Source organism: Nonomuraea sp. NPDC047529, assembly GCF_040642995.1.
Classification (GTDB): Bacteria; Actinomycetota; Actinomycetes; order Streptosporangiales; family Streptosporangiaceae; genus Nonomuraea.
The window spans coordinates 145,765-169,916 of the sequence record NZ_JBEYTJ010000004.1; the positions used below are offsets into that span (position 1 = coordinate 145,765).

Sequence of the window (24,152 nt, forward strand, 5' to 3'; positions counted from 1 at the left end):
GACCTTGAGCTGGTCTTGGACATCCCAGGCATCGGGAAGTTTCCAGGTGACACCGGAACGCCTGGGGAGCATAGGTGAAAATCATCGGGATCGCCGCCAGTCTCCACGCGGGGTCATTCATCAACAGATTGCTGGACGCAGCGGGCGGCGAACTGCCGGAGGGCGTCCGGTTCGAGATCTGGACGGGGATGGGCGACGTCCCGCCGTACCAGCCGGGCAAGGTGCCGGTGGCGGCCAGGGAACTGCTCGGCCTGGTCGCCGGGGCCGACGCGGTGCTGCTGACGGCTCCCGAGCACAGCCTGCTGCCGATGGAGCTGACGTACACGCTGGAGTGGTTGTCGGCCGGGGACGTGCTGTCCGGCAAGCACGTGGCGGTGATGAGCGCGAGCGCGCGGGCGTGCGGCGCGATGTGGGCGCAGGCGGAGCTCTACAAGCGGCTCCAGGGCGCGGACGCGGTCGTGATGGGCGCCGAGCTGGTCATCTCGCCGGCCTGCCCGCACTTCGACGACGACGGCCACCTCACCGACCCCGTGCTGCGCGGCCAGGTGCGCGCGGTGATCGGGCAGCTCTGCCCGGCGGGCGTCAGGGAGCCGGCGTTCTCCCTCTGAGCCCGCGCGGGTTCAGTGCGGGTCGCGGCGCAGGCGCTTGACGTCGGAACGGAGCTTCTTGCCCGCGATGCGGCGTTCGACGGAGCCGCGGCTGGGCTTGGTCGGACGGCGGCGCTTGGGCGGCGGCGCGACGGCCTCCCTGAGGCGCTGGGCCAGCCGGTGACCGGCGGCCTCCCTGTTGCGCAGCTGGGAACGGTACTCCGAGGCCACGACGGTGATCGTGCCGGCGCCCAGGCGGTCGAGCGCGCGGGCCTTGAGCGCGGGCGGGATCGCGGTGCTCGCGGCCACGTCGAAGACCAGCTCCACACGGCTGTCGGTGGTGTTGACACCCTGGCCGCCCGGACCTGAGGAACGGGAGAAACGCCAGACGAGCTCGGCGTCGGGGATGACGATCGAGTCGTTGACGATCAGCGGGCCGGGCATGGGTGGGGCTCCTGTTCCAGGTGGATGCGCCTTGTCGAGGTCATTGTCACCGTATATGAGCGACGTATACCGTACGCAACGGCATTTTCAATGTTTGCCCTCACTGCGAATATGGAGAGAACATTCCGCGGGAGGGGCTAATTCCATGGACCCGAAGTGGGTCGCCCAGGCGGCGCTCACCGTTGGACTCGCGGTGGTCTCCGCCGTCGTCTTCCTGCTGTTGCGGTGCCAGGGGAAGGGGCGGCCGTTCGGGCCCGCCGGGCGGCGGCTCGCGGTCGCCATCAGCCTGCTCACCGGCGGCCTGTCGGCCACCGTCGCGCTGGCCGGGCACGCGCTGCTGAACGACTCCCTCGCCACCGTCCTGGGCGCGGTCGCGCCGAGCGGCCTGTGGCTCAGCCAGATGCGGGCCAGGCAGGACGAGCGGCGCTCGCTGGCCCGGGAGGCGGCCACGTTCTGGCTGGTGTCGCTGCTGGCCCGGCTCGACCAGGCGATGGCCGAGGACGAGCGCGTCTGGTGCGAGAAGCGGGTGGACCCGTCCTGGAACGTCTACGAGCTGAGCCTGGCCGCGGCGCGCTACCACGAGCGCATGCGCGACCGCCTGTCGGCCGACGACCGGCGGCGCGAACGGGTGCACGCCCGGCTGGACGCCGTCGAGCGCAGGCTGGACGTGGCCGCCCTGATCGAGGACGGCGCCGCCCGCTCGAAGGTGGCCACCGCGCTCACCCTCTCCCGCCACACCAAGACCCCCAGGTACGAGCGCTATCTCGGCAACCTCAACCGCCTGCACGGCGTGCTGCGGCACGACGCCGAGAACGACGTGCTGCGCCTGCTGGCCGCGGCCTACCGGGCCGGCTACCGCTCCCTGCCGGGGTACGTGCCGCCGTCACGGGCCCGCGCCGGCGAGCACATCATGCGAGCACGCTGAACGGGCGCGCTGAACCGGCTCAGGTGAGTGCCGTGGGGGAGCCTTCGGCGTCGCCGAGCGTGAGCTCCAGGCGGGCGCCGAGCGCGTCGACGACCGCGCCGAGCGTGCGCAACGTGAGGTTCTCGTCGCCGGAGAGTATCTGGCTCACCCGGCCGGGCGAGACGCCCAGCGACGCGGCGAGATCGGCCCGGGTGATCTTGTGCTCCCGCATGTACCAGGTGATCTCGTCGACGACCTCCTGGGCGAGACCGCCCACCTCGTCGCGGGAGTTCCGGCGGAAGGCCATCTCGGTCTCGCTCTCGACGCTGTCCGTCCTCGTGACTCCACTTTAGCTCTACCTAAACCTTTAGGCAAGCCTAAACCCCGACCGCTCTTGACGCGCGTGGACGAGCGGCGTATGCCAATATCCGCGGAAGATCGAGCGGTCAGGGGTGGGGGAGGCGCTGTGACGGCCATCGTGGGCGTGCACGGGATCGGCAAGTACAACTATTTCCTGGAGGCCGGCGGGTCGGCCGCCGGGGCCGCCGAGGCCATGCGCCTCAAATGGGACCGCTACCTGCACGCGGCGCTCGGCGGCGGGACCGGCGCCTACTTCAGCGAGGTCGCCTACTTCTCCCACCTCCTGCGCGACCCCAAACCGGGGGAGAGCTCCCCGCAGGCGGCCGCGCGGGTGGAGGCCGCCACGCAGCAGGTGCTCGTCGAATGGGCCAAGGACCTCGGGCTCGGCGAGCACGTCACCGGCGCGCTCAAGTCGTTCACCGGGTGGCTGCTCGGCAGGCTCGACACCAGGTCCGCGGCGTTCGCCAAGCTGTTCGCGCCCGAGGTCGCGGTCTACCTCACCGACCAGGAGAGGCGCGAGCGGTGCCGGCGGGCCGTGGCCGACGCCATCCGCAGGAACCGGCCCAGGGTGGTGATCGCCCACTCGCTCGGCAGCGTCGTGGCGTACGAGGCCCTGTGGGCCAACCCCGACCTGCCCGTGGACCTGCTCCTGACGCTCGGCAGCCCGCTCGGCATGCGCAACGTCGTCTTCGAGCGCCTCCTGCCCGCCCCCGTCAACGGCCTCGGCGAGCGCCCGAAGAACGTCGCCCGCTGGGTGAACATCGCCGACAAGGACGACATCGCCGCCATCCCGCCCGCGCTGCGCGCCAGTTTCACCGGCGTGGACGTCGAAGAGCTGGTCAACCTGGACTGGATCGACTTCCACACGGCCGAGAAGTACCTGGGTTGCCCGGCGCTCGACCCGCATCTGCGACCATTCCTTGCATGACGTGGATTGTGTTCGACTACGGCAGCGTCCTGTCCCTTCCCCAGTCCGAGTCCGACAACGAGGCCATGGCGCGGGCCGTCGGGGCCGAGCCGGAAGGGTTCGCACGCGGCTACTGGGAGCACCGCCTGGAGTTCGACCGGGCGAGCCTGAGCCCCGTCGCCTACTGGTCGGCCGTGCTGGGCCGGGCCGCCACCCCGTCCGAGGTCGCCCGCCTGGTGGCCATGGACGTCGCGAGCTGGGCCTACCCCGACGAGGGCACGGTCGCCGTCCTCGGGGAGATCCTCGACGCGGGCGGCGGCGTGGCGTTGCTGTCGAACATGCCCGTCTGCATGGCCGACGGCCTGGACGAGCTGCCCTGGATCGCCGCCATCGGCCACCGCTTCTACAGCGGCAGGATGGGCCTGGTGAAACCCGACCGGGAGATCTTCGACGAGGTCGCCCGCGAGCTGGCCGCCGACCCGTCCGAGATCGTCTTCGTCGACGACCGCGCAGAGAACGTCGAGGGCGCCGAGCGCGCGGGCATGACCGGCGTGCTGTTCACCGGCGCCGCCGCGCTCCGCAAGTCCCTGCGCGAGCTGCCCCGCTGACCGCCCGCCGGGACGACCGCCGCTGTTCACCCACGCTTGACTCGCCTGTCACGACGGGGTCAGCGCGGGCGGACATACCTGGAGCGTGGACCGCAGAACGTTCCTGACAGCGGCGGCGGCCGGCCTCCTCGCGCCCGGCGCCGTCACCCCGCCCGCCTCCGCCACGACACTCAAGTCCGACCCGTTCACCCTCGGCGTGGCCTCCGGCGACCCCTCCGCCGACGGCTTCGTCCTGTGGACCCGGCTGGCCGTCGACCCGCTGAGCGGCGACGGCCGCGGCGGCATGCCCACGCGCGACGTGGAGGTCGACTGGCAGGTCGCCACCGACGAGCGCTTCTCCACGGTCGTGCGGTCGGGCACCGCGACCGCCCGGCCGCGCGACGCCCACAGCGTGCACGTCGAGCTGGAGGGCCTGGAGCCCGGCCGCGACTACTTCTACCGGTTCAGGAGCCAGGGCCGGCTCTCGCCCGCCGCCCGCACCAGGACGACGCCCGCCGGGGAGAGCCCGCTCACCTTCGCCGTGGCCGCCTGCGCGCACTACGAGCACGGCTACTACACCGCCTACCGCCGCCTGGCCGAGCAGGAGCCCGACCTGGTCGTCTTCCTCGGCGACTACATGTACGAGTACGGCCCCAGCGGCTACACCGCCCTGGCCGGACGGGTGCGCACGCACACGCCGGGCAAGTGCGCCACGCTCGCCGACTACCGGCTGCGGCACGCCCAGTACAAGAGCGACCACGACCTCCAGGCCGCCCACGCGGTCGCGCCCTGGCTGGTGGCCTTCGACGACCACGAGGTGGAGAACAACTGGGCCGGCCCCGTCTCCAGCACCGGCGCGCCCGGCTTCGCCCGCCGCCGCGCCGACGCCTTCCGCGCGTACTACGAGAACATGCCGCTGCGCCGGGCCAGCCTCCAGGGAGCCGTGCTGCGCATCAACCGGCGCGTCTCCTGGGGGACGCTGGCCCGCTTCCACCTGCTGGACACCCGCCAGTTCCGCGACGACCAGGCCTGCCTGGACGGGGTGCGGGCCGGTTGTGACGAACGGCTGTCCGACCGGCGCACGCTGCTCGGCTCGGCCCAGTGGCGGTGGCTGGAGGAGGGGCTGAGCGGGTCCGGAACCCGGTGGAACCTGCTGGGGCAGCAGATCCTGATGGCCCAGCGCGACTACAAGATCGGGCCCGGCCACGAGGTGAACCTCGACTCCTGGGACGGCTACGCCGCCGAGCGCACCCGCCTGCTCGGGTCGCTGTCCACCACCTCCAACCCCGTCGTGCTGACCGGGGACGCCCACATGCACCACCTGGCCGACCTCAAGGCCGACTTCGACGACCCGGACTCGCCGGTGGTGGCGAGGGAACTGGTGACGTCGTCGATCGCCAGCGACGGCGACGGCTACCGGGACCGGACGTGGATCGCCGAGGCCCTCCAGGAGAACCCGCACATCTCCTTCATCGACCAGCGGCGGGGATACCTCATGGCCCGGCTGACCCGGGACGAGCTGTCGGTGGACTTCCGCACGCTCGACCACATCTCCCGCCGCGGCGCGCAGGCCCGCACCGCGCACCGGCTCACCGTCCCGGCCGAACCGGCCCGCTCGGCGGCGGGGCGGGCCGCCGTCCGTCGCGTGCCGCGCCACGGCTGAGGGACGGCGGGGGCTTCGTGGGGGGCGGCTGAAGGTTTGCTGGGAGCGGGCTGGGGATCGGCTGGGAACCGCCGGTGCCGGATGGTCGCTCAGGCGCCCGGCCAGGTGGCGTCGGGGAACTCGCCGGTGGCGGTGCCGGACATGACGACCTGGTCGCGCTCGTCGAGACCTGAGGTGATCTCGACGTACTGGTCGCCGCGGACGCCGGTGGCGACGACCTTCGCGGCGTCCTGCCCGCCCGAGCGTACGGTGACGACCTGGGCGCCGTCGGAACGGCTGCGGACGGCGGCGGCCGGGACGTAGATCGCGTCCTTGGTCTCGGCCGTCGTCACCGAGACCGTGGCGGTCTGGCCGAGCATGAGGCCCGTGGGCGGCTCGTCGAAGGCCAGGGTGACGGAGTAGCGGACGAGCCGGTCCTCGACGGTGGCGGTCGGGGCGATGGCGGTGACCGTCCCGCTGTGGTGCTCGCCGGGGCGGGTGGCCAGGGTGACGGTGGCCTTCTGGCCGAGTTTGAGGCGGTTGACGTCCGATTCGGTGACCATGGCCTGGACCTGGAGTTCGTTCAGGTTGCCGAGGCTGATGAAGGCGCCCGTGCCGGCCGTGTCGCCGACCGCGCCCGCCACCGACAGGACGGTGCCCGAGGCGGGGGCCACGATGCGGGTCGCGCGTACGGCGTCGGCGGCCTGCTCCAGGGCGGCTTCGGCGCGGTCCACGTTCGCGGCGGCCTGGTCCTCGGTGATCCCGCCCTTGGCGCCGGTGCCCGCGTTCGTGCCGGTGCCGGGGTTCGTACCGGTGGTGGTGGTTCGGGCGGTGGTGCTCCGGGAGGTCGTGGCCCGGGAGGTCGTGCCGGGGGAGCAGGAGCCGGTGGGGCGGGGGGAGGACGTCCTGGGGGTGGCCTTCGCCGTGGGCCTGGCGCTCTGGGACGGGGTCTGGGTGGTCGTGGCGGGGGGTGTGGGGGTGGACGGCGTGCCGGGGGAGGAGGTGTGGCCGCCTCCTGGGGGGCCGTCGCCGGGCGGGGTCGCCGTCACGGTCACGGTGGCGGTCACCGTGGCGGTCACCGTGGCGGTCACCGTGGCGGTCACGGTGACCGTCGCCGTGGGATGGGGCTCGGGGGTGTTCTCGGTGGGGGTGGGCGTCGGCGTCCTGCCGGGGGTGGGGGACGTGGTGGGGGTCCTGGTGTTGGCGGGAGGCCCGCCGGGGGTGGGGGTCGCGGCGGTGTTGTGAGCAGTGGCCTCGCCGGGGCTGGTGGGGGTGGCCGGGGTGCTGGGAGGGGTGGTCGGGCCGAGGACGCCCTCGCCCTTGAAGCTTCCGCTGCTCGGGGTGGGCTTCTGGGAGGCCGACGGGGTGGGGCAGGCGGCGGAGTTCGGCGACCCAGGGGTCCCGGGGGTGCCGGTGGCGGCCGGGTTCGGTGAGCCGGGGGTGACGGCGGTGCGGGGGGACGGGGTGGACGGGGTGGACGTGGTGCCGGTGGCGGTGGACGTGTCGAGGGCTTCCTGGGCGGCGGCCAGGTCGGCCTTGGCGGCCGCGTACGCCTCCCGCGCCGCCCGCCCGTCGATCCTGGCCAGCACCTGCCCCTTGGACACCTTGGCCCCGACCTTGACGTACACCTTGGTCAGCGGGCCGGACGAGCCGAACGCCAGGTCCCGGCGGGCCCCGTCCACGGTGTTGCCGGCGGCGCTGACCAGGGCCGTGACCTGGCCCCGCTGAGCGGCGGCGAGCCGTACCCGCACGGCGGGAGGGGCGTCGTCGCGGAGTGCCAGCGCCAGGCCCGACCCGGCGACGAGCACGGCCAGGGCGAGCCCGCCCAGCGCGAAAGTCGGTCTCATGACCGCCCATCCTGGCCGACCAGGTTCACGGCAGCCTGCGAGCAGCCTGAGAGTTCCCTGTGTGGCCCGGCGCGGGCCCAGGTTGTCAGCGAACGTTCAGCTCCGTCACGGCTGCGGCGCAGGCTGGTGTGCAAGGGTCACCGGCTGTGAAGGTGTCGACAACGCGCAGAGCGCTGATGACCAACGGAGCACTGGGCGTGCTCCTGCTGGGCGGTGCCGCGCTCGCCTACGTCCAGCTCGGCACGGACCGTGCGGCGGGCGAGACGGTCGTGCGCACGGTGAGCGCGAGCCGCGGCTCGGTGACCGCGTCGGTGTCCGCGTCGGGCGCGGTGGCCAGTTCCAAGACCAGGGCCCTGTCGTTCGGCACGAGCGGCACGGTCGAGCGGATCTACGTCAAGGCCGGGGACAAGGTCGACAAGGGCGACATCCTGGCCAGGCTCGACGACTCCGCGGCCCAGGAGAGCCTGTCGGCGGCCAAGGCCACGTACCAGAGCGCGATCGACGAGGGCACCGGCACGGCCGCCCTGTACGCCTCCTACGTCAAGGCGCGCAACGCCTACCGCGAGGCCGAGCGCACGGTCGCGGCCACCGTCCTGCGGGCGCCGTTCAAGGGCACGGTCACGGCGGTGAACGGATCCGTCGGAGGCACCGCCTCCGGCTCGGGCGGAAGCGGAAGCGGGAGTGGGAGTACGAGCGGCCAGAGCCAGTCGCAGGGCCAGTCCCAGAGCGGCGGCACGGGGACGGGCGGGTTCGTCGACCTGGCCGACACCGGACGCCTCCAGCTCGTGGGCACCTTCACCGAGTCCGACGTCGGCAAGCTCAAGCAGAGCCAGAAGGCCACCGTCACCTTCGACGCCCTGCCGGGGGTGACCGCGGACGGCAAGGTCACACAGATCCAGCCGGTCGCCACCACCAGCAACAACGTCGTCCAGTACCCGGTCACGGTCACCTTCACCAAGGTGCCGTCCCAGGTCAGGCTGGGCCAGACCGCCACCGTCGAGGTGGTCGTCGGCCAGGCGGACGACGTCGTCACCGTCCCCTCCACCGCGGTCTCCACCAGCGGCGGTCAGACCACGGTCACCCTGCTCAGGAACGGCCGCCAGGTCAGAACCGCGGTCGAGGTCGGCGTCCAGGGCACGGCGCTCACCGAGATCAGGTCGGGGGTGTCGGAGGGCGACCAGCTCGTGCCTCCGGCGACCGGCACGCAGAGCGGCACCAACCAGCGCGGCGGGTTCGGCGGCGGGTTCCCCGGCGGCGGCATGCCGGGAGGCGGGCGATGACGGCCCCGGCCACCGCGACGGCGGCGCCCGTCCTGCGGGTGAAGGACCTCGTCAAGGAGTACGGCGAGGGCGACGCCAAGGTGCGCGCCCTGCGCGGCATCAGCCTGGACGTCGAGCGCGGCGACTACCTCGCCATCATGGGCGCCTCCGGCTCCGGCAAGTCCACCCTGATGAACATCCTCGGCTGCCTCGACGTGCCCACCTCGGGCACGTACCAGATCGACGGCTCGGACGTGGGGCGGCTGGCCGAGCACCAGCTCGCGATCCTGCGCAACCGCAGGGTGGGGTTCGTCTTCCAGTCCTTCAACCTGATCCCGCGCATGAGCGCGCTGGCCAACGTCGAGCTGCCGCTCGTGTACGGCGGCGTCGCCCCGGCCGAGCGGCGCTCCCGTGCCCTGGCCGCGCTGGAGCAGGTCGGGCTGACCGACCGGGTGCGGCACGAGCCGAACCAGCTCTCCGGCGGCCAGCAGCAGCGCGTGGCCGTGGCCAGGGCGCTGGTCACCGCGCCCGCGCTGCTGCTCGCCGACGAGCCCACCGGCAACCTGGACACCGCCTCCACCCGCGACGTGCTGCAGATCCTCGACCGGCTCAGCCAGTCGGGACGCACGATCGTGCTCATCACCCACGAGGACGACGTGGCCGCGCACGCCAAACGGGTGATCCGGCTGGTGGACGGCGAGATCGTGGAGGACCGCCGCCAGGCGCCGGTCGACGGACAGCCCCCGAGGACGGCGGCCAGTGAACCAGCTTGAGATCCTCCGCTTCGCGCTGCGCGGCCTGCTGGCCAACAAGATGCGCAGCGCCCTGACCACGCTGGGCATCCTCATCGGCGTCGCCGCGGTCATCCTGCTGGTGGCGGTCGGCGAGGGCTCCTCGCAGAGCATCCAGAAGAACATCCAGCGCCTCGGCGCCAACACGCTGACGATCTCCCCGTCCTTCTCCGGCGGGGGCGGCGGAGGGGGCTTCGGCGGGCGCGGGCCGGGCGGTGGCGGCGGCAACACCGGGCCGCGCACCCAGGCCAGGCAGCTCAGCCTGGCCGACGCCAAGGCGCTGACCGACCGGACGCTCGCGCCGTCGGTCAGGTCCGTCTCGCCGGTGGTCGACGCCGCCTCCTCCACCGCCGCGTACGGCGCCGCCAGCCACACGATCGCGCAGTTCGTCGGCACCTACCCCAGCTACTTCGAGGCCATGAACAAGCCGGTGGCCAAGGGCACGTACTTCTTCAACGACGACGTGCTGGCCGCCAGGAAGGTCGTGGTGCTCGGGCAGACGGTGGTGGAGGAGCTGTTCGGCACGGTGGACCCGATCGGCCGGCAGGTCAGCGTGTCCGGGGTGCCGTTCACGGTGGTGGGGGTGCTCAAGGAGAGCGGCTCCACCGGCATGCAGGACGCCGACGACGTGGCCGTCGCGCCGCTGCCGGCCGTGCAGCAGAGCCTGAGCGGGTTCGGCTCGCTCGGCTCGATCGTCGTGCAGGCCACCGGCGCGGAGGCCACCACGGCGGCGCAGTCGGAGGTGACCGCCATCCTCAACCAGCGGCACGGCATCACCGACGGCGACGCCGACTACCGCATACTCAACCAGGCCACGCTGCAGGAGACGGTGAGCGAGGCGACCGGCACGTTCACCGTGCTGCTCGGGGCCGTGGCGGCGATCTCGCTGCTGGTGGGCGGCATCGGCATCACCAACATCATGCTGGTCACCGTGACCGAGCGGACCCGCGAGATCGGCATCCGCAAGGCGATCGGCGCGCCGCGCGGCGCGATCCTCGGCCAGTTCCTGATGGAGGCCACGCTGCTCAGCCTGGTCGGCGGGCTGCTGGGGGTGCTGGTGGCCTTCCTCGGCACCAGGTTCACCGTGGCCGGCATCGAACCGGTCCTCGTGCCCTCGTCCGTCGCGCTGGCGCTGGGCGTGTCGGTGGGGATCGGGCTGTTCTTCGGCAGTTATCCCGCCAACAGGGCGGCCAAGCTCCGGCCGATCCAGGCCCTGCGGCATGAGTAAGGAGAATGACATGGACAGGCTCGACTCCTCGCCCTTCCCCGACGACCTGGGGGAGGAGCTCGCCGTCCAGCCGCGCAAGGGCGTCTCGAAGCTGACGCTCGGGCTGGCCGCCGGGGTCCTGCTGGTGGCGGGCGTCCTCATCGGGATCCAGGCGGGCAAGCTGTTCGGCACGTCCACCGGGACGCCGGCCGCCGCGCAGCTCCAACGTCAGAACGGCCAGTTCCCCGGCGGCGGCTACGGCCAGCGCGGCTACGGCGGCCAGCCCGGCGGAGGACAGCCGGGCGGCGGCCAGAACGGCGGCTTCGGGCAGCGCATGGGCGGCGGCACGATCGGCACCGTCGAGAAGGTCGACGGCGACAAGCTCTACGTCAAGACCATGGACGGCTCCACGGTGACGGTCACCACCAGCGACCAGACCACGGTCCAGATCTCCAAGCCCGGCAAGGTCGCCGACCTGGCCGCCGGCACCACGATCGTGGTGCGCGGCCAGCAGTCCGGCGACGGCTCGGTCACCGCGACCACGATCACGCAGGGCACGCAGGGAGGGGGCCCGCGATGAGCGGACCCGAGGCCAGGCTGCTGGTGGTCGACGACGAACCCAACATCAGGGAGCTGTTCTCGGCCAGCCTGCGCATGGCCGGGTTCGAGGTGCTGACCGCCGCCGACGGGCGGGAGGCGCTGCGGGTGGCCGAGGAGAGCACGCCCGATCTGGTGATGCTCGACGTGATGCTGCCCGACATCGACGGCCTGGCGGTCGCGGGAAGGCTGCGGTCCCGCGGCCGCCGGGTCCCGGTGCTGTTCGTCACCGCCAAGGACACGCCGGAGGACCGGATCGCGGGCCTCGGCCTCGGCGAGGACTACGTGACCAAGCCGTTCAGCCTGGAGGAGGTCATCGCCCGGATCCGGGCCGTGCTGCGCAGGACCCGCAGGGGCGCGCCGCCGCCCAACCGGCTGAGCGTCGCCGACCTGGAACTGGACGAGGAGAGCCACGAGGTCTGGCGCGACGGCGTCCCGGTGCGGCTGTCGCCGACGGAGTTCCGGCTGCTGCGGTACTTCATGCTGAACGTGGGCCGGGTGCTGTCCAAGACGCAGATCCTCGACCACGTCTGGAACGGCGACTGGCGTACCGACGTGGGCCTGGTCGAGTCGTACGTGTCCTACCTGCGCCGCAAGATCGACAACGGCGACCGCAAGTACCTGCACACGCTGCGCGGGGTCGGCTACATCCTGCGTCCGCCCCGCATATGAGGAAGCACCTCGCCCGCGCCCCGCTCTGGCTGCGCCTGGTCTCGGCCACGCTGCTGCTGGTCACCCTCGCCATCACGCTGACCGGCCTGTTCGCCGTGCGACTGCTGCGCGGGTACCTGGTCGAGCGGGTGGACCGGCAACTGGTGGCGGCCGGCGCGCCGCGCGACATGCCGCCGCCGCCCGAGGCCTGGCCGGTCGGACGGCAGCCGCAGCGCTTCTTCGGGCTGTTCCACTCGGTGCTGGTGGACGCGGGCGGCGCCACCGTACGGGTGATGAGCGAGTCCACCGAGGAGCACACGCCCAGGCTGCCCCGGCTGACCGGCGCGGACGTCGCCGCGCGCGGCGGGCGGCCGTTCACCGTCGAGTCGACGGCGCCCGGCGGGCCGGACTGGCGGGTGGTCGCCGTGCCCGGCCGCGACGGCGGCAGCCGGATCATCGCCATCAGCCTCGGCGACGTCGAGGGCACGGTACGCCGGCTCGCCCTCATCGTGGCCTTCGCCGGCGGCGGCACGCTGGTCGTGCTCGGCGTCGCCTGCTACTGGCTGGTCCGGCGGAGCCTGCGCCCGCTGCGCGAGATCGGCAGCACCGCCAGGGACATCGCGGGCGGCGACCTGTCGCGCCGGGTGCCGATGTGGGCGAGCACCACCGAGGTCGGCAAGCTCGGCCGTTCGCTCAACGGCATGCTGGCCCAGATCGAGGCGGCGGTGCGCGAGCGGGAGGCGGCGGCGGAGTCGGCGCGCGAGTCGGCCACGGCGGCGCGGCGTTCGGAGGAGGTCATGCGCCGGTTCATGGCCGACGCCTCGCACGAGCTGCGCACGCCGCTGACCTCGATCAGGGGGTTCGCCGAGCTGTTCCGGCTGGGCCAGGAGAAGGACCTGGCCGAGGCCGTGCGGCTGCTGAGCAGGATCGAGGGACAGGCCGCGCGCATGGGGCTGCTGGTGGAGGACATGCTGCTGCTGGCCAGGCTGGACCAGCGGCGGGAGCTGGCCCGGCGGCCGGTGGACCTGCTCAGCCTGGCCGCGACCGCGGTGATCGACGCCCAGACGCTCGCCCCGGACCGGCGGATCGAGCTGGTCCGCCTGGACGGCGGCGAGGGCGAGGTGCTGGTGACCGGCGACGAGTCGCGGCTCGGCCAGGTGCTCGGGAACCTGGTGAGCAACGCGTTGCAGCACACGCCGCCGGGGACGCCGTTCGAGGTGCGCGTCGGCGTGGACGGTGAGCGGGCCGTGGTGGAGGTGGCCGACGAGGGGCCGGGGTTCCCGCCTGAGGTGGCCGAGCGGGTGTTCGAGCGGTTCTACCGGGCCGACCCGGCGCGCGGGGTGGGCGGGGCCGGGCTGGGGCTGTCGATCGCGGCGACGCTGGTGGAGGCGCACGGCGGCGTCGTCATGGCGGAGGGGGAGCCGGGCAAGGGCGCCCTGTTCCGCGTGCTCCTGCCGTCCGAGCCGCCGCCGGGGCGGGCCGCCGCGGGGTCCGGGGGTCAGCCGAAGGCGTAGCCGTACAGGCCGGCGCCCTGGGAGACCTGGCGCAGCGGGCCCAGGCGCAGGCCGGGCTCGCGGACGCCAGGGGCGTACATGACCAGGCCCTGGTCGGGGGCGGCGACCAGCAGCCCGTCCAGGGGGCGTCCGGCGGTCAGCGCGCGGAAGCGGCCGCCGCGCCCGCCGGGGAGCGTGGCCAGCGAGGCGCCGAAGTCGCGGCCCTTACCCTTGATCAGCAGGTTCCCCACCCGGGTCAGGCCGCCCGACGCGCGCCCCTGGAGCACTTGGACGGCGTGCTCGCCCGGCACGCCGACGGCCAGCTCGTCCCTGCCGTCGCCGGTGAAGTCCCCGGCGGCCAGCGCCGCGCCGAACCGGTCGTAGTAGCGCGGCTCGCCCTTCAGCGAGCGTTGCGACCACGCCTCGCTCCCGTGGGTGCGCAGGCCGGCGCGCGAGCCGTACAGGACGTCCACGGTGCCGTCGCCGTAGTCCATGGCCCGCTGGTTCGCGCTGAGGCCCTCGCCGGGGACACCGATCGCCAGGTCGTCGCGGCCGTCGCCGTCGAAGTCGCCGGTGGCCAGGGCCGCGCCGAAGGCGTCCCACTTCTCCGCGGCGCCGGCGATGCCGGGCGAGCTCTGCGTGAGCAGCCGGGCCCGGCGGGCGCGCGGGTCGAGCACGGTCACCGAGCCCTGGCCGTCCAGGCGCACGCTGTCGGCGGGCGCGCCGACGGCCAGCTCGTCGCGGCCGTCGCCGTCGAAGTCGCCGGCCGCCAGCGCCGCCCCCCACTGGTCGGTGACGTTCGCCGTCTGCCGCACCCACGACGTCTGCTGGGTGACCCGGTACGTCCCGCGCCCCTTCGTCCAGTAGACGGTGACCGCGCCGCCCGAGGAGTGGCTGGGGGAGCCCACGGCCAGCTCGTCGTGGCCGTCGCCGTCGAAGTCGCCGGCCGCCAGCGCCGCGCCGAACCGGTCGCTGCCCCGCCCGGCCGGCGCCAGCTCCTCGCCGGCGACCAGGCCGCCGGGGGAGCCGTCGAAGATCTGCACGACGCCGTTGCCGTCCGCGCCGGGCACCCGCGCCCCGTCGAACTCCTCCGACACCCCGACCGCCAGGTCGGCGCAGCGGTCGCCGTTGAAGTCGCCGACGGCCAGCGCCGAGCCGAAGGCGTCCCCGGGTTCCGCGCCGGGCTGGGTGAGCTTGACGGTCCGGCCCGAGCCGTACATGACGGTGACCGAACCGGCCCTGGAGTCGTCGTAGGGGGCGGCGACGGCGATGTCGGCGCGGCCGTCGCCGTCGAAGTCGAGGGGGTGCCCGCCGCACGCGCGGGCGGCGGCGGGGCCGGTGCCGGAGACGAGGGGGACGACCAGGCAGGCGGCGAGCAACGCGTTCATACGGACAGTCATCTCCGTTGTGGTCGAACCCGGACTTAACGCCACGAGAACGGGCCAGGAGGGCACGATGCACATCCGCTTCGGAAGGGACTTTCGGCCCGTCCGGCCGGGGGTGGGAGCGTGCCAGGATAGACGGGTGGACATCGACCTCGCTGATCTGGACTTCTGGCGCAAACCGCTTAAAGAGCGGAATGAGGCATTCGCCCGGCTCCGGCAACTGGAGCACCCGGTGTTCTTCCCGGAGAAGAAGGTGCCCCTCCTCCGCTCCGGCAAGGGCTTCTACGCCCTCGTCCGGCACGCCGACGTGGTCGAGGCCAGCCGCAACGCCAAGATCTTCTCCAGCGAGCCCGCGGTGACCAACCCCGAGCCGCCCGGCTGGGTCAAGCAGGTGTTCGGCGAGTCCATGGTCAACATGGACGACCCCCGCCACGCCCGCCTGCGCCGCATCGTGACGCGCTCGTTCAGCCCGAAGATGCTGGCCGGGCTCCAGAGCGACATCGAGGCCGCCTGCGCCCGCATCGTCGACGACGTCGTCGCCGACGGCCCGCGCGACTTCGTCACGCAGGTGGCCGCCAAGCTCCCCATCCACGTCATCTGCGACATGCTCGACATCCCGCAGGAGCTGCGCGCCAAGGTCCACCAGCACGTCGACGTCTCCACCGCCTACACCGGCGTGCGTCCCAGCCTGGCCCGCAGCGTCCAGATGGCCGGCCAGAACATGCTGGCCCTGCTGGCCCTGCAGCGCATGGTCATCAAGCTCGGCCACGAGCGCGTCGCCGAGCCCAAGGGCGACCTGGTCTCGCTGCTGGTCAACGCCAACCCCGACGGCGAGAAGCTGACCGACAAGGAGCTCGGCTCGTTCTTCTCGCTGCTGCTGGTGGCGGGCAACGAGACCGCCCGCAACACGATGGCCCACGGCATCCGGCTGCTGACCGAGAACCCGGCCCAGCGCGAGCTGCTGACCTCCGACTTCGACGCCCACATCAACGGCGCCATCGAGGAGATGGTCCGCTATGTCTCGCCCATCATGCAGTTCCGCCGCACCGTCACCGAGGACTACACGCTGCGCGGGCTGGAGCTGAAGCAGGGCGACAAGGTCGTGCTGTTCTACGGCTCGGCCAACCGCGACGAGTCGGTCTTCCCCGACCCCGACACCTTCGACATCACCCGCGACACCAAGCCCCACGTCGGGTTCGGCGGGCCGGGCCCGCACTTCTGCCTCGGCGCCAACCTGGCCAGGCAGGAGATGCGCACGATGTTCAGGGAGCTGCTGACCAGGCTGCCCGGCATCCGCTCGGTCGGCGAGCCCGACCTGCTGCTGTCGAACTTCGACAACAGCGTGCGCGGTCAGGCGTTCACGTACTGACGGCCTCGGGCTCTCCGGCCAGCACGTTCGTCCTGATGGTGAAGAAGGTGATGGCCGCGGCGACCGCCATCATGCCGCCACTGATCAGCATGGCCGTCCGGAACCCGGCGTTGAACACCGGCGGGTTCTGGAACGCGTCGCCCACCAGGCCGACCAGCGGCGGCACGGCGGCCACCGCCAGCAGGCTCCCGGTGCGGGCCACCGCGTTGTTGACGCCGCTGGCCGTGCCGGCGTAGCGCTCGTCGGCCGTGGCCAGCACCGTCGCCGTCAGCGGCGCGACCGCCGCCGACAGGCCGAGCCCGAAGACGGTCACCGCGGGCAACACCAGCAGCGGGTAGGAGGCGTGCGGGCCGATCATGCTCATCAGCACGAACCCGGCCCCCGCCAGCAGGATGCCGATCGTCATCGGCCAGCGCGGCCCGAACCGCCGGGCCGTCTCCCCGGCCCGCGACGACAGCAGCATCATGAGGATCGTGGTCGGCAACATCGCCAGCCCCGCCGCGATCGGCGAGAACCCGGACACCACCTGGAGCTGGATCACCAGCAGGAAGAACACCACGCCCATGGCGGCGTACATGATCAGCGTGACGACGTTGACCGCCGTGAAGACGTGGTTCCTGAAGATGGCGACCGGCACCAGCGCCTGGGGCGACCGGCGCCGCTCGGTCACCACGAACGCCGCCCCGAGCAGCACCCCCGCGATCAGCGGCACCGGCGCGCCCTTCTCGATCAGCCCGTACGTGATCCCGGCCAGCGCCAGCGCCGCCAGCAGCGACCCCAGGACGTCGAAGCGCCCGCCCGCCTCCTCGTCGCGGCTCTCCGGCACGTGGCGCAGCGTCACCAGCACCACGACCAGCGCGAACGGCAGGTTGATCAGGAACGCCCACCGCCAGCCCGCCGTCTGCACCAGCCAGCCGCCGAGCAGCGGCCCGATCGCGCTGGCCACGCCGCCCAGCCCGGACCAGACGCCGACGGCCCGCGGCCGGTCCTGCTTGACGAACGACGCCTGGATGATGGCCAGCGACCCCGGGGTGAGCAGCGCGCCGCCGACGCCCTGCAACGCCCGGGCCCCCACCAGGAACTCGATGTTCGGCGACAGGCCGCACAACGCCGAGGCCACGGCGAACCACACCGTGCCGATGAGGAAGATCTTGCGCCGCCCGTAGCGGTCACCCAGCGAGCCGCCCAGCAGGATCAGGCCCGCCAGGGTGAGGGTGTAGGCGTTGACGGTCCATTGCAGGCCGTCCATGGCCGCGTGCAGCTCCTTGCCGAGGAACGGCAGCGCGACGTTGACGACGGTGCTGTCGAGCAGGGCCAGCCCGGAGCCGAGCACGGTCGCGCCGAGGATCCACCGCCCCCGCGCCGACCTGACCTGGATGTGCCCGTTCTGTCCCATCTGACAATCTTGTCACCGGCTCCGGCGGCCCGCGACGGCCACCCCGGCGTCGGGACCCCTACGGGCGCGCCCCGAGGGCCCGGAGCACGAAGCCCGCCACCGCCTGCTCGGCCGTCTCGACCGTGACCTCGCCGCTGATCAGCGGCACCCGCTCGGCCCCGATGACGGCCAGCACCATGCGTGCCGTCGCCCCCACCTCCGGCACCTGGAAGTCGCCGGACCGCACGCCGTCGTCGAGGATCTCCACCAGCACCCGCTGCATGGGTGCGACGTGCTCGGCGAGCTGCTGGTAGGCGTCGGGCCCGAGCGCCGCGCCGAGGTCGGCCGCGCCCGGGTGGGGGTGGGCGAGCAGCCCCGCGAGCTGGAGCCGGACGAAGGCCCGCAACCGGTCGGCGGGCGAGGCCTCCTCAGGCAGCTCCCGCTCGTAGCTCTCGATGAAGTAGCTGGTCACGCGCTCGGTGAAGGCCAGCAGCAGGGCGGCCTTGTCGGGGAAGTAGTTGTACAGGACCGTGCGGGTGATGCCGGCCTCGTGGGCCACGTCCGTCAGGGAGATGGCGTCGATGCCCTGGGCCCTGGACAGGCGTGAGACGGCCTGCAGGATGCGGTCGCGCGTCTGGGCGCGATGCTCGCCGATCGTGGCGGCCGAGATGCGGGGCATAGGCCCATGGTAGGCCGGATCGCCCCCGGCGCACCCGGGACGGCCCCTGGGGGCAGGGTCAGACCCCTTCTCGGGCCCGGCTCAGGGTTTGCGGCGGTCCGGCGCCGGGTCGCCGGTGACGGCGCGCCGGGCCAGGTCCCACAGGCGTTCCAGGGTGGCCAGGACGGGCGGAGACTCCGGGCCGAGCAGCCTCGCCCAGGCGCCCGCCCCGTTGGGCAGCGTGCTGGCCCCGCCCGCCAGCCCGCTGCCCGCCGCCGTCTCGTGCAGCGCCCCGGCCAGCTCGTCCGCGGGCACGGCGGAGGTGATCACGTACAGGGTGGACAGGACGCCGTGGTCGCCGAACATCGCCGGGCCGGTGACCGGCGCGCGGCCGGGCACGAGCCTGATCGGGTCGGCGAACAGCAGCCGCCCGCCGGCGTCGTGGACGTCCAGGTCGTTGCAGTACGCGGTGTAGGCGTGCCGCTCGCCCCGGGCCAGCCGCCCGGCCAGCACGGTCTCGCCGAGGATCACCGTGGCGCCGGGCCCGGCGTTCACCAGGGTGCGCTGGTAGAAGCGGGACCCGGCGAAGGGGATCACCGGGTCCGGCAGGTACTCCAGGTAGCCGTCCGGCCCCACGGTGAGCGTGAGGAGCTGGGTGGCGTAGTCCTGCTCCATCCGGTAGATCTTGGTGGCCGCCTGCGTGGTGACGTGCACGGACGCGCCCGCGCCGCAGGTCACGTCGATTCGGTGGCGGTCCCCCTGGAGCACGCCGCCGCCGGTGGACATCACCATCAGGTACGGCAGGTCCGGCCGGGCCGGGTCGTAGTAGTGCGGCCGCATGATCTGCAGCGGCGCCTTCTGGTAGTGGCCGGTCAGCTCGGTACGCCCGCCGCGCCGCTCGAACGCCAGGTCCAGCACGCCGACCTTGCCGGGGCTGCCGACCGGCAGGGTGTCGGGCACGTCGGCGTACCGGGCCACGTCCGCCGGGACCGAGTCGATCGTGTAGTGGCCGGCGGCCAGCCGGTCTACCGGGCCGGCGAGCATGCCGTCGCGCCGCTGAGGACGAAGTCGGCCACCTCGGCCACGCCGGTGCCGCGCAGGGCGTCGGTGAGCACGACCGGCCGCCCGTCGCGGACCCGGTCGGCGTCGCGGGACATCACCTCCAGGTCGGCCCGCACGTACGGCGCGATGTCGATCTTGTTGATGACCAGCAGGTCCGAGTCGGTGATGCCGGGCCCCCGCTTGCGCGGCATCTTGTCCCCCTCGCCGGTGTCCAGGACGAAGACGTAGACGTCGGCCAGGACGGGACTGAAGGTGAGGGTCAGGTTGTCGCCGCCGCTCTCGAACAGCAGCGTGTCGATGTCGGGGAAGCGCTCCAGCAGCTCGGCCCCGGCGGCCAGGTTCATCGTCGGGTCGTCGCGCACGGCGGTGTGCGGGCAGGAGCCGGTCTCGACGCCCACCACCCGCGCGGGGTCCAGCACGCCGTCGAGGGTGCGCCGGACGTGCTGGGCGTCCTCCTGGGTGTAGATGTCGTTGGTGACGACGGCCACGTTGCGTCCCCGTTCGAGCAGGACGGGCACCAGTGCCTCGATGAGGGCGGTCTTGCCGGAGCCGACCGGCCCGCCGATCCCGATCTTGAAGACGTGGTCCATGGCGGTGCCCGAGGGCACCTCGACGGCGGGGTGCGGGTGGTGGTGATGCATGTGCGCGGCCTCTTTCTCAGGTGGCTGTCATCAGTGGCGCTCCGGCGGCTCTCCGCCGGTTCTGGGCATGGGGCTCTCGGCCGGGCCTGTCAGGTGGCGAAGAGGCGGGCCTCGGCGCGTTCGTGGGCGGCGCTCATCGTGTCCGCGAGCGGGGTGGCGGCGTGCAGGTCGAGCGGGCCGCGGGCGGCCAGGGCGTGCGCGGCGGCCCGCCCGATCGCGCCGGCCGCGCCGTACAGGACGGCCTGGGCCTGCCGGAAGTCCAGCCGGCGCAGCCGTACGGCGGCGCCGACCCAGCTCGCGGCGAAGGCGTACAGGTCGCCGGTCACCGCGTCGGCCTCCCGGACGCCGAGCCCGGCGTAGGCCGTGCCCAGCACCACGGCGTGGTTGCCCGGCGTGACCCTGGCGTCGGCCAGCCCCGACAGGCGGGCCAGCTCCGGCGTCGCGAAGACCAGCGCCGCCGTGCGCAGGACCTGGTTGCCGGTCCTGGTGGCGGCGGCCCGGATCTCCCGGCCGAGCTTGACGGCGTGCAGCCGCCGGTCGACCTCGACCACCGCGTCCCAGTCGCCCGCCGTCACCGCCCGGTGGGTGAGAACCAGCGCGGTGGCGTCGCCCGGCCCCGCCGCGTGCAGCAGCAGGTCCTCCAGCAGGGCGGCGACGTCCACCGGCCCGGCCTGCGCGTACGCCTCCAGCCCGTGCGAGAGCGTGTACAGGCCGCCGGGGAAGGCCGAGTCGGTGAGCTGGAGCTGGGCGAGCAGGCTCATGCCAGGAAGAACAGATGGTTCAGCGGCAGCTCCTGCGCCGGCGCGATCGTCGCGTGCTCGCCGTCCACGGTGACCTTGAACGTCTCCGGGTCCACGGTGATCTTCGGCAGCGCGTTGTTGCGGATCATGTGCCGTTTGTCCACCGTCCGGGTGTGGCGCACCTTGGCGATCAGCCGTTGCAGGCCGAGCCGCTCGGGCACCCCGGCGGCGATGGCGGCGTCCGGCAGGAACGTCACGTTGCTCTTGCGCTGCGCCATCCCCATCGCGCCGTACATCGGCCGGTAGTAGACGGGCTGCGGCGTGGGCAGCGAGGCGTTCGGGTCGCCCATCTGCGCCCAGTTGATCAGGCCGCCCTTGACCACCAGCGCGGGCTTGGCCCCGAACGACGTGAACGGCCACAGCACGATGTCGGCCAGCTTGCCGTCCTCCAGCGAGCCGACGGTCTCGGCGATGCCGGTCGTACGGGCCGGGTTGATGGTCAGCTTGGCCAGGTAGCGCAGCACCCGGGCGTTGTCGTTGCGCTCGGAGTCCTCCGGCAGCCGGCCGCGCTGGTCCTTGCAGTGGTGGGCGGTCTGGAAGGCGCGGGTGAAGGTCTCCCCGACCCGGCCCATCGCCTGGGAGTCGGAGGAGAACATGCTGATCACGCCCATGTCCTGCAGCACGGTCTCGGCGGCGATGGTCTCCACCCGCACCCGGCTGTCGGCGAAGGAGACGTCCTCGGGGATGTCGTGGTTGAGGTGGTGGCAGACCATCACCATGTCCAGCAGCTCGTCAGCCGAGTTGATCGTGTACGGCAGCGTCGGGTTCGTCGAGGACGGCAGCGCGTTCGGCTCGCCGGCGATGCGGATCATGTCCGGCGCGTGCCCGCCGCCCGCGCCCTCGGTGTGGAAGGTGTGGATCGCGCGGCCGTTGATGGCGCTGATCGTGTCCTCCAGGTAGCCGGCCTCGTTGAGGCTGTCGGCGTGCAGCGCCACCTGGACGTCGTACTCGTCGGCCATCCGCAGCGCGCAGTCCACCACCGCCGGGGTGGAGCCCCAGTCCTCGTGCACCTTCAGCGCGCACGCCCCGGCCTCGATCTGCTCGGCGAGCGCGGCGGGCAGGCTGCCGTTGCCCTTGGCCATGATGCCGATGTTGACCGGCAGCGCCTCGACGGCCTGCAACATGCGGCCGATGTTCCACGGGCCGGGCGTGCAGGTGGTGCCGCGGGTGCCGTCGGTGGGGCCGGTGCCGCCGCCGATCAGCGTCGTGATGCCGTTGGTGAGCGCGGTCTGGGCCTGCTGCGGCGCGATCAGGTGCACGTGCGGGTCGATGGCCCCCGGAGTGGCGATCATGTTCTCGCCCGCCAGCACCTCGGTCCCGGCGCCGATGACCAGCCGGCGGTCCACGCCGTTCTGGGTGTGCGGGTTGCCCGCCTTGCCGATCCCGACGATCCGGCCGTCCTTGATGCCGATGTCACCCTTGACGACGCCGAGCACCGGGTCCAGGACGACCGCGTTGGTGATCACCAGGTCGAGCGCGATCGTGGCGTTCTGGGAACCGGGGTCGGACGCCATGCCGTCGCGGGCGGTCTTGCCGCCGCCGTAGACGGCCTCGTCGCCGTAGTAGCCGGCCGTGTGGTCCTTCTCGATCTCGATCACCAGGTTGGTGTCGGCCAGTCGGACCCGGTCGCCCACGGTGGGGCCGAACATGGAGACGTACTGCTTGCGGTTCATGGTGCTCATCGGCTCAGGCCTTCTTCTTCCCGGCGGCCGGCTTCTTGGCGGCGGCCTTCCTGGCGGGCGCCTTCCGCGCCGGCTTCTCCTCGCCCGCCGCCTTCCGCGCCGGCTTCTCCTCGCCCGCCGCCTTCCGCGCCGGCTTCTCCTCGCCCGCCGCGCGGACGGTGGCCCCGGGCTCCGGCTGGTCGGCGTACCCCAGCTCGGCCAGGCGGCGCAGGGCGTGCGTGCGGCTGTCCCTGGCCCGCAGTCCGCCGTCCACCAGTCCCGCGAAGCCGACGACGCGCATGCCGCCGGCGAACTCGACCAGCGTGACCTGGTGGGTGTCACCCGGCTCGATGCGGACGGCGGTCCCGGCCGGGATGTCGAGATGCATGCCGTACGCCTTCTCACGGTCGAAGCTGAGCGCCCGGTTGGCCTCGAAGAAGTGGAAGTGCGAGCCGACCTGGATGGCCCGGTCGCCGGTGTTGCGCACGGTCAGGGTGACCGAGGCGCGACCGGCGTTGATCTCGATCGGGTCGTCCCCGTACATGATCCGGTCCGTGTCCGTCATGGCGAACCGCTCCTTTCTGGTCGCGGCGGGTGTCAGCCGCCGATGGGGTCGTGGCAGGAAACGAGCTTGGAACCGTCCTTGAACGACGCCTCGACCTGCATCAGCTTGAGCATTTCGCGCACCCCGGGCATGACGTCCCCGGCGCCGAGCACCTGCTTGCCGAGCTCCATGCACTCGGCCACGGTCCTGCCGTCCCGCGCGGCCTCCAGGACCGCGACGCTGATCAGCGCCACCGCCTCGCTGTAGTTCAGCTTCACGCCGCGGTCGCGGCGCCTGGTGGCCAGGTCGGCGACCACGTAGATCAGCAGCTTGTCGATTTCGCGCGGTGCGAGGTTCATGAGCTCTCCTTAGGTGGAAGCGCGCCGGACGCCGGAGAACGCCGGGACCGCCGCCAGGAAGATCCAGGTGACCAGGACGAACGGCCAGGTCAGGGTGTGCCCGCCGACCGGCGCGAACAGGTGGCCGACGAACGCCGTCAGCACGGTCGCCGACACCACGCCGGCCAGGGCGTACAGCAGGCCGAGCACGGTCGGCACGACGAACGCGCAGCACAGCGCGATGCCGGTGAGCACCGCGTTGTAGCCGTACAGGCCGGCGCCGATGTCGGCCGCGGGCGCGCCGAGCAGCACGGCCACCACGATCCCGACGGCGCTGGCGGCCAGCGCGGCCACCGCGACCCGCCATCCGGCGAGCGCCAGGCCGATCAGGAAGATCAGCCCGACGTACCACTTGCCCTGGAAGAACACCTGGCCGACGCCGTTGAGCAGGCCCTGCCACAGGTCCGCGAACGTCACCGTGGTCCCCGGGGACGTGGCCGACGGCGGCGCCGCGAGAGTGTGCCTGCGCCAGACCCGCTCGTAGGACGGGCCGCCGACCACCATGATCGTGGCGACCACGCAGAACGGCGCGGTGAGCCCCGGCAGGCCATGCGGCCCGAGCAGTGTCTTGAGCGCCGCCGTCAGGACGCTGCCCATGATCGCCCCGACGACGACCAGCAGCAGCGTGATCCACCGGGCCTGGAAGTAGAGCACCAGCGCGACGCCGATCAGCGTGCCGTTGAAGCCTTCGAGCCCCGCGGTCACGCTCTCCCGCGCCGCGCCGAGGAACCAGGCGGTGAGCGTGCCCACGGCGGCGCCGATCAGGCCGAAGAGCGCGAACCGCCATCCGGCGGCGAGCAACGCTACGACGAAGCAGATCGCGGTCGCCAGGTTGTTCTGCAGGTCCACCTGGCTGAAGCCGCGGAGCGTGGCGAGCGGCAGGTCGGGCATCTCGGCACGCATGTACGCCTGCCTCTCTCGCCACTCGCCGGAACCGGGTCAACGAGCGGCAACATTCCCCGGCGTCCGGCGCGCCACGCGGC

Annotated in this window: 24 protein-coding genes and 1 pseudogene; 12 read left to right on the forward strand and 13 right to left on the reverse strand. The window is 72.8% G+C overall.

Going from position 1 to position 24,152, the window contains the following annotated elements:
- The first annotated feature begins 74 nt into the window (after positions 1–74).
- Positions 75–608 (forward strand): NAD(P)H-dependent oxidoreductase, encoded by a 534-nt coding sequence (locus ABZ815_RS09210; RefSeq protein WP_357695718.1) that lies wholly within the window; start codon positions 75–77, stop codon positions 606–608.
- Between the two features lie 12 nt (positions 609–620).
- On the opposite strand, the gene arfB is transcribed toward ABZ815_RS09210, so the two are convergent.
- A complete protein-coding gene (gene arfB, locus ABZ815_RS09215) occupies positions 621–1,031 on the reverse strand; it encodes an alternative ribosome rescue aminoacyl-tRNA hydrolase ArfB (protein ID WP_357695720.1) in 411 nt (136 codons plus the stop codon).
- 145 nt (positions 1,032–1,176) lie between these two features.
- On the opposite strand from arfB, the gene ABZ815_RS09220 reads away from it, so the two are divergent.
- Positions 1,177–1,956 carry a hypothetical protein gene (locus ABZ815_RS09220; RefSeq protein WP_357695722.1) on the forward strand — a complete coding sequence of 260 codons (780 nt, stop codon included), beginning with the start codon at positions 1,177–1,179 and terminating at the stop codon, positions 1,954–1,956.
- Between the two features lie 19 nt (positions 1,957–1,975).
- Here ABZ815_RS09220 and ABZ815_RS09225 read toward each other — a convergent pair whose 3' ends face one another.
- Positions 1,976–2,242, reverse strand: coding sequence for a helix-turn-helix transcriptional regulator (locus tag ABZ815_RS09225; RefSeq protein WP_357695724.1), 267 nt, complete (start codon positions 2,240–2,242; stop codon positions 1,976–1,978).
- A 159-nt stretch (positions 2,243–2,401) separates the two neighbouring features.
- Here ABZ815_RS09225 and ABZ815_RS09230 point away from each other — a divergent pair, with 159 nt between their 5' ends.
- The 3 genes from ABZ815_RS09230 to ABZ815_RS09240 all read left to right on the forward strand — a co-directional run bounded on the left by ABZ815_RS09230 (position 2,402) and on the right by ABZ815_RS09240 (position 5,452).
- Positions 2,402–3,223: a hypothetical protein gene (locus tag ABZ815_RS09230; RefSeq protein WP_357695726.1), complete on the forward strand. Its 822-nt coding sequence runs from the start codon at positions 2,402–2,404 to the stop codon at positions 3,221–3,223.
- Positions 3,220–3,810 carry an HAD family phosphatase gene (locus ABZ815_RS09235; RefSeq protein WP_357695728.1) on the forward strand — a complete coding sequence of 197 codons (591 nt, stop codon included), beginning with the start codon at positions 3,220–3,222 and terminating at the stop codon, positions 3,808–3,810. The genes ABZ815_RS09230 and ABZ815_RS09235 overlap by 4 nt, the downstream gene beginning before the upstream one ends.
- A gap of 85 nt (positions 3,811–3,895) precedes the next feature.
- Positions 3,896–5,452: an alkaline phosphatase D family protein gene (locus ABZ815_RS09240; protein WP_357695730.1), complete on the forward strand. Its 1,557-nt coding sequence runs from the start codon at positions 3,896–3,898 to the stop codon at positions 5,450–5,452.
- A gap of 89 nt (positions 5,453–5,541) precedes the next feature.
- On the opposite strand, the gene ABZ815_RS09245 is transcribed toward ABZ815_RS09240, so the two are convergent.
- Complete coding sequence (locus ABZ815_RS09245; protein WP_357695732.1) at positions 5,542–7,278, reverse strand: efflux RND transporter periplasmic adaptor subunit; 1,737 nt, start codon at positions 7,276–7,278, stop codon at positions 5,542–5,544.
- Between the two features lie 176 nt (positions 7,279–7,454).
- On the opposite strand from ABZ815_RS09245, the gene ABZ815_RS09250 reads away from it, so the two are divergent.
- The 6 genes from ABZ815_RS09250 to ABZ815_RS09275 are packed head-to-tail and all read left to right on the forward strand — an operon-like array spanning position 7,455 to position 13,297.
- Complete coding sequence (locus ABZ815_RS09250; protein ID WP_357695734.1) at positions 7,455–8,558, forward strand: biotin/lipoyl-binding protein; 1,104 nt, start codon at positions 7,455–7,457, stop codon at positions 8,556–8,558.
- Positions 8,555–9,310 carry an ABC transporter ATP-binding protein gene (locus tag ABZ815_RS09255; RefSeq protein ID WP_357695736.1) on the forward strand — a complete coding sequence of 252 codons (756 nt, stop codon included), beginning with the start codon at positions 8,555–8,557 and terminating at the stop codon, positions 9,308–9,310. Before ABZ815_RS09250 ends, ABZ815_RS09255 begins: the two co-directional genes overlap by 4 nt.
- Entirely contained in the window at positions 9,297–10,556 is a 1,260-nt protein-coding gene (locus tag ABZ815_RS09260; RefSeq protein ID WP_357695737.1) for an ABC transporter permease, read from the forward strand. Before ABZ815_RS09255 ends, ABZ815_RS09260 begins: the two co-directional genes overlap by 14 nt.
- 10 nt (positions 10,557–10,566) lie before the next feature.
- Complete coding sequence (locus ABZ815_RS09265) at positions 10,567–11,115, forward strand: hypothetical protein (RefSeq protein ID WP_357695738.1); 549 nt, start codon at positions 10,567–10,569, stop codon at positions 11,113–11,115.
- Positions 11,112–11,804: a response regulator transcription factor gene (locus ABZ815_RS09270; RefSeq protein ID WP_357695739.1), complete on the forward strand. Its 693-nt coding sequence runs from the start codon at positions 11,112–11,114 to the stop codon at positions 11,802–11,804. Before ABZ815_RS09265 ends, ABZ815_RS09270 begins: the two co-directional genes overlap by 4 nt.
- Positions 11,801–13,297 (forward strand): HAMP domain-containing sensor histidine kinase, encoded by a 1,497-nt coding sequence (locus tag ABZ815_RS09275; protein WP_357695741.1) that lies wholly within the window; start codon positions 11,801–11,803, stop codon positions 13,295–13,297. Before ABZ815_RS09270 ends, ABZ815_RS09275 begins: the two co-directional genes overlap by 4 nt.
- Here the strand turns inward: ABZ815_RS09275 and ABZ815_RS09280 are convergent.
- Positions 13,282–14,676, reverse strand: coding sequence for an FG-GAP and VCBS repeat-containing protein (locus ABZ815_RS09280; protein WP_357695743.1), 1,395 nt, complete (start codon positions 14,674–14,676; stop codon positions 13,282–13,284). The genes ABZ815_RS09275 and ABZ815_RS09280 overlap by 16 nt on opposite strands.
- Positions 14,677–14,800: 124 nt before the next feature.
- On the opposite strand from ABZ815_RS09280, the gene ABZ815_RS09285 reads away from it, so the two are divergent.
- A complete protein-coding gene (locus ABZ815_RS09285) occupies positions 14,801–16,030 on the forward strand; it encodes a cytochrome P450 (RefSeq protein WP_357695745.1) in 1,230 nt (409 codons plus the stop codon).
- Here ABZ815_RS09285 and ABZ815_RS09290 read toward each other — a convergent pair.
- The 9 genes and pseudogenes from ABZ815_RS09290 to ABZ815_RS09330 form a co-directional block, all read right to left on the reverse strand.
- Positions 16,020–17,426: an MFS transporter gene (locus ABZ815_RS09290; protein WP_357695747.1), complete on the reverse strand. Its 1,407-nt coding sequence runs from the start codon at positions 17,424–17,426 to the stop codon at positions 16,020–16,022. The genes ABZ815_RS09285 and ABZ815_RS09290 overlap by 11 nt on opposite strands.
- 58 nt (positions 17,427–17,484) lie before the next feature.
- Complete coding sequence (locus tag ABZ815_RS09295; protein WP_357695749.1) at positions 17,485–18,084, reverse strand: TetR/AcrR family transcriptional regulator; 600 nt, start codon at positions 18,082–18,084, stop codon at positions 17,485–17,487.
- A gap of 81 nt (positions 18,085–18,165) precedes the next feature.
- The gene (locus ABZ815_RS09300) at positions 18,166–19,107 is read right to left on the reverse strand and encodes an urease accessory protein UreD (protein ID WP_357695750.1); all 942 of its coding nucleotides are present in this window, start codon (positions 19,105–19,107) and stop codon (positions 18,166–18,168) included.
- Positions 19,089–19,766: an urease accessory protein UreG gene (gene ureG / locus ABZ815_RS09305; protein ID WP_357695752.1), complete on the reverse strand. Its 678-nt coding sequence runs from the start codon at positions 19,764–19,766 to the stop codon at positions 19,089–19,091. The genes ABZ815_RS09300 and ureG overlap by 19 nt, the downstream gene beginning before the upstream one ends.
- Before the next feature lie 89 nt (positions 19,767–19,855).
- A complete protein-coding gene (locus ABZ815_RS09310) occupies positions 19,856–20,527 on the reverse strand; it encodes an urease accessory UreF family protein (protein ID WP_357695754.1) in 672 nt (223 codons plus the stop codon).
- The gene (gene ureC, locus ABZ815_RS09315) at positions 20,524–22,248 is read right to left on the reverse strand and encodes an urease subunit alpha (protein WP_357695756.1); all 1,725 of its coding nucleotides are present in this window, start codon (positions 22,246–22,248) and stop codon (positions 20,524–20,526) included. Before ureC ends, ABZ815_RS09310 begins: the two co-directional genes overlap by 4 nt.
- Before the next feature lie 238 nt (positions 22,249–22,486).
- Positions 22,487–22,792 (reverse strand): annotated as a pseudogene (locus ABZ815_RS09320) (urease subunit beta); the annotation flags it as partial.
- Between the two features lie 32 nt (positions 22,793–22,824).
- The gene (locus tag ABZ815_RS09325; RefSeq protein WP_357695758.1) at positions 22,825–23,130 is read right to left on the reverse strand and encodes an urease subunit gamma; all 306 of its coding nucleotides are present in this window, start codon (positions 23,128–23,130) and stop codon (positions 22,825–22,827) included.
- Between the two features lie 9 nt (positions 23,131–23,139).
- A complete protein-coding gene (locus ABZ815_RS09330) occupies positions 23,140–24,072 on the reverse strand; it encodes an urea transporter (protein WP_357695760.1) in 933 nt (310 codons plus the stop codon).
- Between the last annotated feature and the right edge of the window lie 80 nt (positions 24,073–24,152).

Bases quoted from the DNA above. Each gene is read 5' to 3' on its own strand.
- ABZ815_RS09280 (WP_357695743.1), bottom strand. From the start codon at position 14,676: ATGACTGTCCGTATGAACGCGTTGCTCGCCGCCTGCCTGGTCGTCCCC.
- ABZ815_RS09255 (WP_357695736.1), top strand. From the start codon at position 8,555: ATGACGGCCCCGGCCACCGCGACGGCGGCGCCCGTCCTGCGGGTGAAG.
- ABZ815_RS09275 (WP_357695741.1), top strand. From the start codon at position 11,801: ATGAGGAAGCACCTCGCCCGCGCCCCGCTCTGGCTGCGCCTGGTCTCG.
- ABZ815_RS09220 (WP_357695722.1), top strand. From the start codon at position 1,177: ATGGACCCGAAGTGGGTCGCCCAGGCGGCGCTCACCGTTGGACTCGCG.
- ureC (WP_357695756.1), bottom strand. From the start codon at position 22,248: ATGAGCACCATGAACCGCAAGCAGTACGTCTCCATGTTCGGCCCCACC.
- ABZ815_RS09325 (WP_357695758.1), bottom strand. From the start codon at position 23,130: ATGAACCTCGCACCGCGCGAAATCGACAAGCTGCTGATCTACGTGGTC.
- ABZ815_RS09250 (WP_357695734.1), top strand. From the start codon at position 7,455: ATGACCAACGGAGCACTGGGCGTGCTCCTGCTGGGCGGTGCCGCGCTC.
- ABZ815_RS09235 (WP_357695728.1), top strand. From the start codon at position 3,220: ATGACGTGGATTGTGTTCGACTACGGCAGCGTCCTGTCCCTTCCCCAG.
- ABZ815_RS09290 (WP_357695747.1), bottom strand. From the start codon at position 17,426: ATGGGACAGAACGGGCACATCCAGGTCAGGTCGGCGCGGGGGCGGTGG.
- ABZ815_RS09330 (WP_357695760.1), bottom strand. From the start codon at position 24,072: ATGCGTGCCGAGATGCCCGACCTGCCGCTCGCCACGCTCCGCGGCTTC.
- ABZ815_RS09225 (WP_357695724.1), bottom strand. From the start codon at position 2,242: ATGGCCTTCCGCCGGAACTCCCGCGACGAGGTGGGCGGTCTCGCCCAG.
- ABZ815_RS09270 (WP_357695739.1), top strand. From the start codon at position 11,112: ATGAGCGGACCCGAGGCCAGGCTGCTGGTGGTCGACGACGAACCCAAC.
- ureG (WP_357695752.1), bottom strand. From the start codon at position 19,766: ATGCATCACCACCACCCGCACCCCGCCGTCGAGGTGCCCTCGGGCACC.
- arfB (WP_357695720.1), bottom strand. From the start codon at position 1,031: ATGCCCGGCCCGCTGATCGTCAACGACTCGATCGTCATCCCCGACGCC.
- ABZ815_RS09310 (WP_357695754.1), bottom strand. From the start codon at position 20,527: ATGAGCCTGCTCGCCCAGCTCCAGCTCACCGACTCGGCCTTCCCCGGC.
- ABZ815_RS09295 (WP_357695749.1), bottom strand. From the start codon at position 18,084: ATGCCCCGCATCTCGGCCGCCACGATCGGCGAGCATCGCGCCCAGACG.
- ABZ815_RS09265 (WP_357695738.1), top strand. From the start codon at position 10,567: ATGGACAGGCTCGACTCCTCGCCCTTCCCCGACGACCTGGGGGAGGAG.
- ABZ815_RS09300 (WP_357695750.1), bottom strand. From the start codon at position 19,107: ATGCTCGCCGGCCCGGTAGACCGGCTGGCCGCCGGCCACTACACGATC.
- ABZ815_RS09245 (WP_357695732.1), bottom strand. From the start codon at position 7,278: ATGAGACCGACTTTCGCGCTGGGCGGGCTCGCCCTGGCCGTGCTCGTC.